General features: G+C 60.6%; 10 protein-coding genes. 8 read left to right on the top strand and 2 right to left on the bottom strand.

The window, feature by feature from the left end; all coding sequences use genetic code 11:
• Positions 1 to 13: 13 nt before the first annotated feature.
• Complete coding sequence (locus D3M59_RS12340; protein WP_267896945.1) at positions 14 to 973, top strand: MFS transporter; 960 nt, start codon at positions 14 to 16, stop codon at positions 971 to 973.
• Positions 970 to 1,551 (top strand): MFS transporter, encoded by a 582-nt coding sequence (locus D3M59_RS12345; protein ID WP_267896946.1) that lies wholly within the window; start codon positions 970 to 972, stop codon positions 1,549 to 1,551. Before D3M59_RS12340 ends, D3M59_RS12345 begins: the two co-directional genes overlap by 4 nt.
• A gap of 6 nt (positions 1,552 to 1,557) precedes the next feature.
• Here D3M59_RS12345 and D3M59_RS07660 read toward each other — a convergent pair whose 3' ends face one another.
• Positions 1,558 to 3,615 (bottom strand): response regulator, encoded by a 2,058-nt coding sequence (locus D3M59_RS07660; protein WP_233543193.1) that lies wholly within the window; start codon positions 3,613 to 3,615, stop codon positions 1,558 to 1,560.
• Positions 3,616 to 3,618: 3 nt separating this feature from the next.
• Entirely contained in the window at positions 3,619 to 8,991 is a 5,373-nt protein-coding gene (locus D3M59_RS07665) for a HAMP domain-containing protein (protein WP_119533066.1), read from the bottom strand.
• 203 nt (positions 8,992 to 9,194) lie between these two features.
• On the opposite strand from D3M59_RS07665, the gene D3M59_RS07670 reads away from it, so the two are divergent.
• From D3M59_RS07670 to eda, 6 genes are all read left to right on the top strand, one after another.
• The gene (locus D3M59_RS07670; protein WP_119533067.1) at positions 9,195 to 9,566 is read left to right on the top strand and encodes a hypothetical protein; all 372 of its coding nucleotides are present in this window, start codon (positions 9,195 to 9,197) and stop codon (positions 9,564 to 9,566) included.
• Positions 9,567 to 9,569: 3 nt separating this feature from the next.
• Positions 9,570 to 9,848 carry a DUF5985 family protein gene (locus tag D3M59_RS07675; protein WP_119533068.1) on the top strand — a complete coding sequence of 93 codons (279 nt, stop codon included), beginning with the start codon at positions 9,570 to 9,572 and terminating at the stop codon, positions 9,846 to 9,848.
• On the top strand, positions 9,845 to 10,120 hold the full coding sequence (locus tag D3M59_RS07680; protein ID WP_119533069.1) for a DUF5985 family protein: 276 nt from the start codon (positions 9,845 to 9,847) through the stop codon (positions 10,118 to 10,120). Before D3M59_RS07675 ends, D3M59_RS07680 begins: the two co-directional genes overlap by 4 nt.
• 61 nt (positions 10,121 to 10,181) lie before the next feature.
• On the top strand, positions 10,182 to 11,639 hold the full coding sequence (gene zwf / locus D3M59_RS07685; RefSeq protein WP_119533070.1) for a glucose-6-phosphate dehydrogenase: 1,458 nt from the start codon (positions 10,182 to 10,184) through the stop codon (positions 11,637 to 11,639).
• Positions 11,632 to 13,446: a phosphogluconate dehydratase gene (edd, locus tag D3M59_RS07690; RefSeq protein WP_119533071.1), complete on the top strand. Its 1,815-nt coding sequence runs from the start codon at positions 11,632 to 11,634 to the stop codon at positions 13,444 to 13,446. Before zwf ends, edd begins: the two co-directional genes overlap by 8 nt.
• A complete protein-coding gene (gene eda / locus D3M59_RS07695; RefSeq protein ID WP_119533072.1) occupies positions 13,443 to 14,072 on the top strand; it encodes a bifunctional 4-hydroxy-2-oxoglutarate aldolase/2-dehydro-3-deoxy-phosphogluconate aldolase in 630 nt (209 codons plus the stop codon). Before edd ends, eda begins: the two co-directional genes overlap by 4 nt.
• The last annotated feature ends 8 nt before the right edge of the window (positions 14,073 to 14,080 follow it).

Genomic DNA, 14,080 nt, shown 5'->3' on the forward strand with positions numbered 1-14,080 from the left:
CCATCGTCCGACGATGGACAGGTCCAGCATCATCGGTGAGCGGGCGCCTATTTTTTGGGGCGCCTGCCTAGCGATCACCGCCGGCGTTCTTTTGCACCTGCCGATGCTGTCGATGGCCCGTCACATGGGGAATCGGCTTGCAGGCATGCCAATGGATGCGGGCATGTGGCTAGGAATGGCGCTCATCATCCTCGGCGTTCCTGCCGCAATTTATGGAGCGCTACCTAGGCATCGTGCCCCACACGGATCTCACGCTCAGACCAATTTTGAAGCATCGAATGACACGCCGTTGAACCGGTGGCACGCCATTGTGCTGGCAATCCTGACGCTGGGCCTGATCATCGACGTTATGAAACCCGCGACGCTTGGGTTCGTCCTGCCGGGCATGCGGGCCGAATACGGGATCAGCAAGGCGGAGGTCGCGCTGCTGCCTCTGACGGCTCTAATTGGCACGACCGTCGGCTCACTCGTCTGGGGGTGGCTTGCCGACATTTACGGCCGCCGCGTGTCCATCCTGCTCTCGACAATCCTGTTCGTGTCTACGTCGATCTGCGGCGCCATGCCGCTATTCGAACTCAACCTGCTCATGTGCTTCCTAATGGGATCTTCAGCAGGCGGCATGTTGCCTGTCGTTTATACGCTTCTGGCAGAGATCATGCCGCCGAGGCACCGGCCGTGGGTTTTGGTGCTAGTGGGAGGGACTGGCCTGATCGGGGGCTATCTCGCAGCGAGCGGATCCGCGCATACGTTCGAACCTACGTTCGGCTGGCGAGTGCTGTGGCTCCAAGGCTTTCCAACGGGGCTGCTGCTCCTTGCGCTTGCCCGCTTCATCCCTGAATCGCCGCGGTTCCTGGCCGAACGCCGCCGAATGGATGAATTGGCGGATATGGAGCGCAAATACGGAATCGTTGCCCGCCCAAAAGAACCGGTGCCGCCAGATGCAGCCGTCGCGCCGAGAGGCATGGTAAGTTGACCATCGCGCTGGTCATTACAGCGCTGGCGTGGAGCTTCATCAACTTCGGTCTATTGCTTTGGTTGCCGACCGACCTCGAGGCACGAGGTTACAGCTCCTCGCTGGCGAGCGGGATTATAGCCAGTTCGGCGCTTGTCGCCCTCCCCACGATTGTGATCGTTGCCTGGACTTACAGCCAGTTCAGTAGCAAGTGGACCTTGGTCGGGACGATCATCCTATCTCTGTTTGGGCTCGTCGGGGCAGCGTTGCCGCCTGACGTGCTGGCTTGGCCACCAATGTTGATTGCCGTGATCGCCCTGCTGATCGTCGGGACCAATGGAATGATCGCAGTGCTGTTGCCGTATTGCGCCGAAAATTACCCGCTCGGCGTTCGCGGACGCGCCACCGGTCTAATTGCCGGGGCGAGCAAGTTCGGCGGAGTCACCGTTCAAGCTTTCGCGTTAGGCGGCTTCATCCCCACGCTTGGCGGTGCCGCGCTGGCGCTCCTCGCGCCAACGCTTTTGTCCGCAGGCCTGACGTCCTGGGCCGGTCGTGAGACGAAGGGCCGCAGCCTGCGGGAATTGGAGAGCGGGACCTAGTGCCTTCTACTGCTTCGCGACGCATCGGGCAGGATGGGCCGCAAGATCGGCCAGCTCCAGCGCATGCGCAATCGCGCGCTTCAATTGGGGCAGGGTGATCGGTTTGCGGACAACTTGGAACTGCCCTTTAAGTTCGTCTAGCGCATCGCCGTCGGCATAGCCTGTCATGAGGATGGCACCGACGCCAGGCCAGCGTTCTTTGATCGCGGAAATAGTATCGAGGCCGTTCATTCCGGGCATAGCAAAGTCTGTCAGCAATATCTCAAGCGGTTTGGCGCCCTCGTTGACATAGCGGACCGCCGCGGTGCCGCTATCGACGTCGACAACCTTTAGGCCGATGTCGCGAAGCTGCTCACCAATGACGGTTCGCACAGACGCGTCGTCGTCGACCAAAAGGATGCTGCGCCCGCTGATGTCCACTTCATCTTCGTCTGAGACGATTGTCTGCACAGGCGGCTTGTCGGTTGAGGGCACGTATATGTCGATCGTCGTGCCCCTGCCACTATCGCTGTAAATTTCGAACTTGCCGCCAGATTGCTGCACGAAGCCGGCCACCATGGAGAGGCCGAGCCCCGTTCCTTTCCCTGATTCCTTGGTCGTAAAAAACGGTTCGGTCACCCGATCGATGATTTCGGCGGGAATGCCAGAACCCTCGTCACTCACCGTAATCTGAACGAACTTGGCTGGATCTTGGGAGCCGGGAATGGTCGACACGTTGAACCCGACCCGAATGGTGCCGCCGTCCGGCATGGCATCGCGGGCGTTGATGATCAGGTTAACCAGCGCGAGTTCAAGTTGGGACCGATCGACGAAAACATAGGCGTCGATTTCCGGGCACTGCCATTCGATCTGGATTCGACCGCCAAGTGTCGGTGCGACGAGTCCGGCCACCGACTGGCAAAGCTGGCGAGGATCGACGCTGACCGGCGTCAGGTCCTGCTTGCGTGCGAACGCCATCATTCGCCGGACCAATTCGGCACCTTGCTCCGCCGCGTGGCGCATCTGGTCCACGATCAGCTTGTCGCGGTCGGTCATTTCGACGCGGCGCTGGAGGAGGTGGAGACCGCCCAGAACCGACGCCAGCAGGTTGTTAAAGTCGTGCGCTACTCCGCCGGTCAACTGGCCGATCGCGTCCATCTTCTGCGCCTGGAGCAGCTGGGTCTCCAATTCCTTGCGTTCGCTGATGTCAAAAAAGGACCCGGCGAATTCAACGGCGCTTCCGTCGCGTGCGCGAAGAAGTACAGCCTGGTCGTGAAGGTGGCGATATGCGCCGTCAGCGCCCTTCCAGCGATAATGGACCGACCAGCCCTCACGCTCCAGCCGGTTGTTCATCGCGGCGATTACCCGTTCTCGATCGTCGGGGTGAATCCGGCTTTCCCAAAAATCGTCGCCCTGCTCAACATCGCCCATTTCGTAACCGGTCACGGCCGCCAGGTTGGCGCTAACGAATGAGGGCTTCCTCCGGCCCCGCTCCACGGGCTCCAGGTAGAGGACCAACGGGAGAGATGCGACGATGGCAGCCTGGCGCTGTTCGGCTAGCCGAAGTTCGCGCTCGGCGATGAGTTTCTCCGTATTGGCTTTGAAGTTCTGGTCGAGCAACGCCTTCTCGCGTCGGCTCTTCTCATCGATTTCCGCCCGCATATTGAATAGGTCGACGAACACGCTGACCTTCGATTTCAGGATCAACGCGTCGACCGGCTTGAAGACGTAGTCTACGGCGCCCATCGCGTAACCGCGCATAAGATGCTCGGTTTCCTTATTGACCGCGGAAAGGAAGATGATGGGAATCCTGGCGGTCTGCTGACGCTCGCGAATGAATTGCGCTGTCTCGTAGCCGTCCATGCCTGGCATGAAGACGTCCAGCAGGATAACTGCGAATTCGCCGTGCAACAGGTGGCGCAACGCCTCGCGGCCTGAGGTCGCGGTGACGACATCGGCGAGATCGTCCAGCACTTCGGTTAGCGCCAGCAGGTTCCGCTCGTCGTCGTCCACGAGCAGGATCCGTGCTCGTCCCATACGGTCCGTCACGGCGAGGTCATCTACTTCGGGCTTGGCTTTGGACACGCGTCAGGCTGCCTTGCTGACGCGTTTTGACTTGCCGCCACGCTTCCCGGTCTTCGCACGTCCGATCCACACGCGCATAAGAGCGAGCAGCAGATCAATGTCGACCGGCTTGGCAATATAGTCGGAAGCGCCTGCGTCGAGGCATTTCTGCCGGTCGTCCTTCATCGCCTTGGCCGTAACCGCGATTAGCGGGATGTTGGCGATCTCGGGTTTGGAGCGTATTCGGCGCATTGTCTCGTAGCCGTCCATTTCAGGCATCATGATGTCGACCAGTGCGACATCCACGTCGGGCACGGTTTCCAATATAGAAATGCCTGCCGCACCGCGTTCTGCGTGCAGGACCTTCACGTCATGCGCCTCCAGAACACTCGTCAGCGAATAGATGTTACGAATGTCGTCATCGATGATGAGGATTCGAGTCCCTGCGAGCTCAGGGATTTGCTGCAATTTGGCGGTGGCTGCGCGCTTCGGTGAAGCCTTCTTCCGGCCTTTGGCAGCGCCGGCCGCGATGTCGGCGAACAGCTTGGCCAACTTTTCCTGCGCGGCGGGCTTTTCGATCACGCCGGCGGCGCCGATCGTGAGCGCGTGCGCCGCCTGTTCAGCGCCCGATATGACGTAGACCGGAATATCTGCCGTGTCGGGGTCGTGGCGCAGCAGGTCGAGCAGCACGAAGCCATCAATATCGGAGAGGCCAAGGTCCAGCGTCACCGCGCTGGGCCGCATTTTGCGTACCATGCTGACCGTGCCCGATCCTGCGGACGAAATGACGCCCTTAAGGCCCGCATCATGCCCGAGTTCGAGCAAGATCGTCGCAAAGGTGGGATCGTCCTCTACGATCAGAATGAACGGCTCATCCTTGATGTCCGCGCGGTCATCGGCGGGTGCGAAGCTAACTAGCGCGCGCTGCTCTCCCTCGACCATGTCGGCGGTGGACGATGCCGGCAGGGCCAAAGTCGCGACCGCAGGCGATTCGATCGGGATGTAGAGCGTGAACGTCGATCCCTTCCCAGGAACCGAGCTCACCTGGAGTTCTCCTCCAAGCAATCGAGCAATTTCCCGGCTGATCGACAGCCCGAGACCGGTGCCGCCATATTTACGGCTGGTTGTTCCATCGGCCTGCTGGAAAGCCTCGAAGATCAGCTTCTGCTTGTCTTCGGGAATGCCGATGCCGGTATCGGTGACGGAGATAGAGATCGCGCTTTCCGCGTCGCGGAGAACAGGGTGGCTCTTGCTCCAGCCGCTGGACGCGGCCTTGACCTCGACGGTGACATTGCCGTGCGAGGTAAATTTGAACGCGTTGGACAGCAGGTTGAGAACGATCTGCTGCAGCCGCTTCTCGTCGGTGCGCACGGTTGCCGGCAGACTGCTGGCGAACTCGACGTCGAACTCCAGGCCCTTTTCTGACGCCAACTGGCGGAAGGTCCGCTCGACGTGCTGCTTCAGCGCGGCGAGCGGCATGTCCCCGATCTCGATCGAAACAGTTCCGGATTCGATCTTCGATAGGTCGAGGATGTCGTTGATGAGGTTGAGGAGGTCCGTGCCGGCGGAATGGATCGTCCGCGCGAACTCCATCTGTTTGGCATTGAGGTTACCCTGCTGGTTGTCTGCCAGAAGTTTGGATAGGATCAGCAGTGAATTGAGCGGGGTGCGAAGCTCGTGGCTCATATTCGCCAAGAATTCCGATTTATACTTCGAGGTCAGGGCGAGCTGTTCGGCCTTTTCCTCGACGGCGCGGCGCGCCATGTCGATTTCGAAGTTCTTCGCTTCGACCTGGCGCTTCTCATTCTCCAGCAGTTGCGCCTTTTCCTGCAGTTCCTCGTTCGTGTTGTGTAGTTCTTCCTGCTTAGTCGTTAGTTCAGTCTGGCGCGCCTGGAGTTCCTGCGTCAGTAGCTGCGATTCCTTCAGCAATTCCTCGGTCCGCATGGTGGCGGCGATCGTGTTTAACACGATGCCTACCGTTTCCATGAGCTGTGCGAGGAAGCTGTTGTGCGTTTCGTTAAATTCTTCAAATGACGCCAGCTCGATGACCGCCTTTACTTCGTCTTCGAAAAGCGCGGGAAGGATGTTGACGTTGGCGGGGGAGGCGGTGCCGAGGCCCGACCCAATCTTAATGAAATCGCCCGGGACTTTGTTGAGCTGCATCGCCCGTTTGTTCGCCGCGGCCTGGCCGATCAGTCCCTCGCGCAATTCGAAGCTGTTTTTGAGCTCTTGCCGGTTCTCCGCTCCATAGCTTGCAACCAGGTCCAGCTTCGTCGCGCCCTCGTCTTGGTTGGCGATGTAAAACACTCCGTACTGCGCGTTCACGAGCGGCGCGAGTTCCGACATGATCAGGTTGGAAATAGTCGCGAGGTCGCGCTCGCCTTGGAGCATTCGGCTGAACCGGGCGAGATTGGTCTTGAGCCAGTCCTGCTCGGCGTTCTTCAACGTCTGGTCCTTCAGGTTGAGGATCATCTCGTTGATGTTGTCCTTCAGCGCGGCCATCTCGCCTGATGCTTCCACCGCGATCGACCGGGTGAGGTCGCCCTTGGTCACCGCGGTCGCGACTTCAGCGATCGAGCGAACCTGGTTTGTCAGGTTCGTCGCCATCGCATTCACGTTGTCGGTAAGGTCGCGCCACAGGCCGGCTGCGCCCGGAACCCGCGCCTGCCCGCCGAGGCGTCCCTCGACGCCCACTTCGCGCGCCATGTTGGTTACCTGGTCACCGAACGTCGACAGCGTCTCGATCATCCCGTTGATCGTTTCGGCCAGCGCCGCGATTTCACCCTTCGCGTCAAATGTCAGCTTCCGCTTCAAATTGCCCTGCGCCACGGCTGTCACGACGTCGGCGATGCCGCGCACCTGGTTTGTCAGGTTGGTGGCCATGAAATTGACGTTGTCGGTAAGGTCTTTCCAGGTACCGGCGACGCCTGGGACGTGCGCTTGCCCACCCAGCTTGCCTTCGGTGCCCACTTCGCGCGCCACGCGGGTCACTTCCGACGCAAACCCGTTGAGCTGGTCCACCATGGTGTTGATCGTGTTCTTGAGCGCAAGAATTTCGCCCTTCACGTCCACGGTGATCTTCTTTGAAAGGTCGCCCTTGGCCACGGCGGTCGTAACGTCGGCGATGTTGCGCACCTGGCCGGTCAGGTTGTCAGCCATCAGATTCACATTGTCGGTCAGGTCCTTCCATGTGCCGCCGACACCGCGCACCTGGGCCTGGCCGCCCAACTTGCCCTCGGTGCCCACTTCGCGGGCAACGCGCGTCACTTCGGATGCGAACGAATTCAGCTGGTCGACCATCGTGTTGATGGTGTTTTTGAGCTCGAGGATTTCACCCTTCACGTCGACGGTGATCTTCTTGGACAAGTCGCCAGACGCGACGGCGGTCGTCACTTCGGCGATGTTGCGCACCTGTCCCGTCAGATTCGCGGCCATGGCGTTCACGTTGTCGGTCAGATCTTTCCACGTGCCGCCGACGCCTTCCACCTGGGCCTGACCGCCGAGGCGCCCCTCGGTGCCCACTTCGCGGGCAACGCGCGTCACTTCGGACGCGAACGAGTTGAGCTGGTCGACCATCGTGTTGATGGTGTTTTTGAGCTCGAGGATTTCACCCTTCACGTCGACCGTGATTTTCTTGGAAAGATCGCCGCGCGCCACGGCAGTCGTCACTTCGGCGATGTTGCGCACCTGGCCCGTCAGGTTACCGGCCATGGCGTTCACGTTGTCGGTCAAATCCTTCCAAGTGCCGCCAACGCCTTCCACCTGGGCCTGACCGCCCAGCTTGCCTTCTGTGCCGACTTCGCGGGCCACACGGGTCACCTCGGATGCGAAAGAGTTGAGCTGGTCCACCATGACGTTGATGGTGTCTTTCAGCTCCAAAATCTCGCCGCGCACTTCCACGGTAATTTTCTTCGACAAGTCACCGCGAGCAACAGCGGTCGTCACTTCGGCAATGTTTCGGACCTGGCCGGTCAGGTTGGCTGCCATCAGGTTCACATTGTCGGTAAGATCCGCCCAGGTGCCGGCGACGCCGGGCACCTGCGCCTGACCGCCAAGGCGGCCTTCGGTACCAACTTCGCGGGCCACGCGGGTCACTTCAGACGCAAAGCTGTTTAGCTGGTCGACCATCGTGTTGATGGTGTTCTTCAACTCTAGAATTTCGCCCTTCACGTCCACCGTGATCTTCTTCGACAAGTCGCCGGACGCGACGGCGGTCGTCACTTCAGCGATGTTACGGACCTGCCCGGTGAGGTTGTCCGCCATGAGATTCACATTGTCGGTCAAGTCCGCCCAGGTTCCGGCGACGCCGGGCACCTGCGCCTGGCCGCCGAGCTTACCTTCGGTGCCTACTTCGCGGGCAACGCGGGTCACTTCGGACGCGAACGAGTTGAGCTGGTCGACCATCGTGTTGATGGTGTTTTTGAGCTCGAGGATTTCACCCTTCACGTCGACCGTGATCTTCTTCGACAAGTCGCCAGACGCGACGGCGGTCGTGACTTCAGCGATATTGCGCACCTGACCCGTCAGGTTCGCTGCCATCGAGTTCACATTTTCGGTAAGATCTCGCCACGTCCCGGCGACGCCTTCGACGCGCGCCTGGCCGCCGAGCTTACCTTCGGTGCCTACTTCGCGGGCAACGCGGGTCACTTCGGAGGCGAACGAGTTGAGCTGGTCGACCATCGTGTTAATGGTGTTTTTGAGCTCGAGGATTTCACCCTTCACGTCGACGGTGATTTTCTTGGACAGATCGCCCGACGCGACGGCGGTCGTCACTTCGGCGATGTTGCGCACTTGTCCCGTCAGGTTCGCAGCCATCAGGTTCACGTTGTCCGTGAGGTCTTTCCACGTCCCCGCGACGCCTTTCACGTTCGCCTGCCCGCCCAGCTTGCCTTCCGTGCCGACTTCGCGGGCCACGCGGGTCACTTCAGACGCGAAGGAGCCAAGCTGCTCGACCATCGCGTTCACGACCTTGCCGATACGCAGGAACTCGCCGCGAAGCGCGCGCCCTTCGATTTCGACGGTCATCGATTGCGACAGGTCGCCCTTCGCGACTGCGCCGATGACGCGGGCGACCTCTGTGATCGGCTGGACCATGTCGTCGACCAGCTCGTTGACGGCGCGAAGCTTGGTTTCCCACCCGCCACTCGCCCCCCGCACCTTAGCGCGATGGCCAATCTTGCCTTCCTTGCCAACCGTAGTGGACAGCCGCTCGAATTCTTCGGTGATTTGCTGGTTAAGGCCGACGACCTCGTTGAACAGTGCGGCAATCTCGCTGTCTTCGTCGGACCCGTCTTCGGGGAGGCGGACGGTAAAGTCACCGCGCCGCAAGCGTCGAAGTGCGGAAATCAATTGCCTGCGCGAAACGCCATACTCCGAGCGCGGGCCTTGCTTGTTCATGCGCACCTCTCAACCGGCAAAAAGACGGGAGAGTACGACACACCCTCCCCGAAGGGGGAATTCCCGGAATTCTTATCGGTTCCATTCTTCAAACAACTTTGATGGTTGATGGCATCTTTGCCACAGCGGGTTGCCTCGCGCGTCACGGCAGCTAGAAAAGCTACCTTCGATCACTTTAAATGTGCGAGCGACAAATCCCCGGCATGCCGAGCGATTCCTACATCAAATCTTTTATTAGCAGTAGTTTCCGCTCGGTCTGGGCTATCGACCTTATCCAGTTCCTTCATTCGGAGCCTGCGCGAACCCACTCACGCGATGAGTTGATCGATGCGCTTCGCGCGAGCGATTCCGTTGTTGGGCAATGCATGGAGTCATTGCTTGCTGCCGGGCTAATTACGCTCACCGATGAGGGGCAGGTTGGCTTGCGAACTAGCGATCCCCGGACGGCTGAAATGATCGCGGCGTCGATCGACTTTTACACTAAGAGTCCGGACAAGGTGCGGCGGATCATTGTTTCGAATACAGTGCCGGGAATAACCGCGTTCGCCGACGCGTTTCGTCTGCGGAAGGATTGAACCATGGACCTTTCGTTTCCGACGGCCGTCTATCTGCTCTGTTTCTTGACCAGCCTCGCGTGCGCGGCCTTGCTAGGCCGCAGTTATCTCCGCAACAGGTCGTCGATGCTCTTGTGGAGTGCGTTGTGTTTCGCGCTCCTTGCACTGGCGAATCTGTTTGTCGTGCTCGACATGGTCGTTTTCCCAGACGTGAACTTCCGGCTGGCAAGGTTGTGGTCGTCGTTTGCCGCCGTTGCCGTGCTTCTTTTTGGATTTATCTGGGGCATGGAGGATGACCGATGACGAACGACTTCCTCGCCGGTGCGATTTCGATGGGCTATGCGATCGCGGCCCTTATGTTCCTAAAATTCTGGCGCCGTACGCGGGAAGGCCTATTCTTGGCCTTTTCGGCGGCATTTCTCCTCCTCGGACTCAATCAGGCGCTGCTGACTTTCACCCGCGTTCCGGTGGAAGAGCGCAGCTCGCTGTATCTCATCCGGCTGGCGGCATTCATGCTGATCATCTTAGCTTTCTGGGTAAAAAATCGCCGGGCATCGATCGATAAGCGGCAATAATTCGTATGCACGACCCCTGTCGGCCTTCGCATCGGTGCGAGGAAGCGCTTAGGGTCACGCAATGACAATCCAGAAAGTTTCCACCCTGTTGCTGTTTGGCGCGACAGGGGACCTGTCCCATCGCATGTTGCTGCCGTCACTGTACGGCCTCGACGTTGACGGCCTGTTGCCGGAAAAGCTGAAGATCGTCGGTACCGCGCGAAGTGAGCTCGATGACGATTCGTTTCGTGCCTCGGCAGTAGCAGCGCTACGGGAACATGTGCCGACGGATTTCTTCGATCACTCACGTGCCGATCAGTTTGCCGCGCGCCTTTCCTACGTCCAACTCGACGCAAAGGATAAGCCGGGTTTCGCAAAGCTCGCGGAGCGGATCGATCCGGCCGACGGATTGGCGATTTTCCTGTCCACGGCGCCATCGCTTTTTGAGCCGACGATTCAAGGACTGGCGTCAGCAGGGCTTGCCGGGGACGAGGTCCGCCTCGCACTAGAAAAGCCGCTCGGGTCAAATCTCGCCTCGAGCCGCGAAATCAACGATGCAGTCGCGGCGGAGTTTCCGGAGGAACGCACTTTCCGCATCGACCATTATCTGGGCAAGGAGACGGTCCAGAACCTCCTGGCGCTGCGCTTCGCCAATGTCGCGTTCGAACCGTTGTGGAATTCAGCGCACATCGATCATGTCCAAATCAGCGTTGCGGAAACTGTCGGGCTTGAGGGCCGCAGCGATTATTATGACGGTTCCGGCGCGCTGCGCGATATGGTGCAGAACCATATGCTGCAACTGCTTGCGCTTGTCGCAATGGAGCCGCCTGCCGACTTCGATGCCACGAGTATTCGCGATGAAAAGGTGAAGGTGCTTCGTTCGCTCCGTCCGATCGGCCCGGACGATGTGCCGAACCACGTTGTCACGGGACAGTTTGGTGCAGGCGCTATCGGCGACCAGCCGGTGAAGGCCTATGCCGAGGAGCTTGGCCGCACATCGCAGACTGAAACGTTCGTCGCCTTGAAGGCCCATGTCGAAAATTGGCGTTGGGCAGGCGTTCCCTTCTATCTCCGCACCGGCAAGCGGATGCCGGCGCGAAAGACGGAAATCTTTATCCAGTTCAAATGCATTCCCCATTCGATCTTCGCCAAGCGTGGCGCGAAAACGCGGCCAAACAAGCTGGTCATCTCAATCCAGCCGGAGGAAAATATCCGCCTGATGGTGATGGCCAAGACGCCCGGCCTCGATCGCGAAGGAATCCGATTGCGCGAAGTTCCATTGGACGTCGGGCTTCGCGATGCATTCGCCGATACGCGGCGGCGGATTGCCTATGAGCGATTGTTGCTGGACTTGATCGATGGCGATCCAACGCTTTTCGTGCGTCGCGATGAGGTCGAGGCGCAGTGGCAGTGGATCGATGGCGTCCGAGCTTCCTGGGAGCAGACGGGGCTGGAACCCAAGGTCTATGGCGCTGGCAGCTGGGGACCGTCAGCGGCTATCGCGTTGACGGAGCGCGATGGGGTGCAATGGCATGACTAGGCTCGACCCGCGCGTTGCTGCTGTCACCGATCGCGTCATTGAGCGCTCGAAGCCGCGCCGAATAAGATATCTGGAGCTGATGGCGGCGGAAGCCGATGCGGGGATCAGCCGCCCGCGTCTCTCATGCGGCAACTTCGCTCACGGCTTCGCCGCCGCCGGCGAAGACAAGGACGTCATTCGCCACATGCGCGGCCCGAATATTGGGATCGTTACAGCCTATAACGACATGCTGTCGGCGCATCAGCCCTACGGCCGCTATCCCGAGCAGATGAAGCTGTTTGCGCGCGAAGTCGGCGCTACTGCCCAAGTCGCCGGCGGGACGCCCGCAATGTGCGACGGCGTGACGCAGGGGCAGGCAGGCATGGACCTGTCGCTTTTCAGCCGCGACATCATCGCGATGTCCACGGCGGTGGCATTGAGCCATGGGATGTTCGACGGAATCGCGCTGCTGGGCATATGCGACAAGATCGTGCCCGGCCTGTTGATCGGAGCGCTTCGGTTCGGGCACCTTCCGGCGCTGCTGGTCCCCGCGGGCCCGATGCCTTCGGGGCTCGCCAACAAGGAAAAGCAGCGTGTCCGGCAGCTTTTTGCGGAGGGCAAGGTCGGCAAGGAAGAACTGCTGCAGGCCGAGGCGGCGTCCTACCACGGCGCCGGGACCTGCACCTTTTATGGTACCGCCAACAGCAATCAAATGATGATGGAGCTGATGGGCCTCCACATACCCGGCGCGGCCTTCGTCAATCCCGGAACGCCCTTGCGCCAGGCGCTAACACGTGCGGCGGTCCACCGTGTTGCGCAACTCGCGGCCGAAAAGCAGCGCCCACTGGCACAGGTCATCGACGAGCGCGCAATCGTCAACGCCGCGGTCGGGCTACTGGCAACGGGCGGGTCGACCAATCATGCGATCCATATCCCGGCGATCGCTCGAGCTGCCGGCATTTCGATCGATTGGCAGGACCTAGCCGAACTGTCGGAAGCCGTCCCGCTCATCGCCCGCGTTTATCCGAACGGCTCAGGCGACGTGAACGACTTCCATCACGCGGGAGGGATGGCCTTTACCGCTCGAACATTGCTGGATGCAGGCCTGTTGCACTCCGACATCCTGACTGCGGGGGCCGACAGCTTTGACGCATTCGCAACCGCCCCGTGCCTCGATGGCGACGTTCTGGTGTGGGACAAGGTTGATCAGAGTGCCAATCTGGAAATGTTGCGCCCGACCGTCGAGCCGTTTCTGGCCGATGGCGGCATGCGTCTGGTAACCGGCAACCTCGGTCGCGCCATTTTCAAGACGAGTGCTGTGGGCCCTGACCGTTGGACGATCGAGGCGCCGTGCCGCATTTTTTCGGACCAGGACCAGGTCTTGGCTGCCTTCAAGGCCGGTGAACTCGACCGGGACGTCATCGTCGTCGTGCGCTTCCAGGGCCCGCGCGCCAACGGGATGCCTGAACTTCACAAGCTGACGCCACCGCTCGGCGTGCTGCAGGACAAGGGTTTCAACGTGGCGCTCGTCACCGATGGTCGGATGTCCGGGGCCAGTGGCAAAGTGCCTGCCGCGATCCACTGTTGCCCCGAAGCGCTCAATGGCGGCCACTTGGCTCGCCTGCGCGATGGCGACGTAATCCGGCTGTGTGGTCACGACGGCCTCCTGGAGGCCATGGATGTCGACCTTTCCACCCGGGAGGCTGCATCGTTGCCTCCGCCACCGGTCGGGACGGGACGCGAGCTGTTCGCCTTCATGCGGCTGACCGCCGACGATGCCGAGCTGGGCGGGTCGGCGATGCTGCACGCTATGGAAGAGGTCATATGACGGCCCAGACGATCGACCAGATCATGCGAATGGTGCCGGTGATCCCCGTTTTGGTGATGGATGGACCGCTCGATCCGTGCGCGCTGGCGGAAACGCTCGTTGAAGCGGGGTTGCCCGTTATCGAGGTGACGCTTCGCACTCCGAATGCGCTCGACGCAATCCGCGCCATGAGTGCGGTACCGGGCGCGGTGGTAGGAGCGGGCACGGTGCTGAACAGGGAAATGCTCAATGATGCCATCGCCGCGGGTTCGCAGTTCATCGTCTCGCCCGGCCTCACCGATGCACTGGGGAAGGCAGCCATCGCATCGGGCGTGCCATATCTTCCCGGTGTCGCCAATGCAGGTGACATCATGCGCGGTCTGGATCTCGGCCTGAATCGCTTCAAGTTTTTCCCGGCGGAGGCGGCTGGCGGCCTTCCCGCGCTGAAGTCGCTGGCGAGTGTCTTTGGCCAGGCGCGCTTCTGTCCGACAGGGGGAATCACAGAGGCCAGCGCTCTACAATGGCTCGGCCATCCCTCTGTCCTATGTGTAGGCGGGAGCTGGCTCGTCCCGTCAGGCGAGGCCAGCCTTGACGCTGTTGCTTCCCGGGCCAGGGCGGCGGCAGCGTTCCACGCATCGAAGCCGTAACGAAACCT

This window comes from Sphingomonas edaphi (assembly GCF_003583725.1).
Lineage (GTDB): Bacteria > Pseudomonadota > Alphaproteobacteria > Sphingomonadales > Sphingomonadaceae > Sphingomicrobium > Sphingomicrobium edaphi.

Excerpts from the sequence above, each read along its gene's own strand:
- D3M59_RS12340 (WP_267896945.1), top strand. The coding sequence starts at position 14 with ATGGACAGGTCCAGCATCATCGGTGAGCGGGCGCCTATTTTTTGGGGC.
- D3M59_RS07665 (WP_119533066.1), bottom strand. The coding sequence starts at position 8,991 with ATGAACAAGCAAGGCCCGCGCTCGGAGTATGGCGTTTCGCGCAGGCAA.
- D3M59_RS07670 (WP_119533067.1), top strand. The coding sequence starts at position 9,195 with ATGCCGAGCGATTCCTACATCAAATCTTTTATTAGCAGTAGTTTCCGC.
- D3M59_RS07675 (WP_119533068.1), top strand. The coding sequence starts at position 9,570 with ATGGACCTTTCGTTTCCGACGGCCGTCTATCTGCTCTGTTTCTTGACC.
- D3M59_RS07680 (WP_119533069.1), top strand. The coding sequence starts at position 9,845 with ATGACGAACGACTTCCTCGCCGGTGCGATTTCGATGGGCTATGCGATC.
- zwf (WP_119533070.1), top strand. The coding sequence starts at position 10,182 with ATGACAATCCAGAAAGTTTCCACCCTGTTGCTGTTTGGCGCGACAGGG.
- edd (WP_119533071.1), top strand. The coding sequence starts at position 11,632 with ATGACTAGGCTCGACCCGCGCGTTGCTGCTGTCACCGATCGCGTCATT.
- eda (WP_119533072.1), top strand. The coding sequence starts at position 13,443 with ATGACGGCCCAGACGATCGACCAGATCATGCGAATGGTGCCGGTGATC.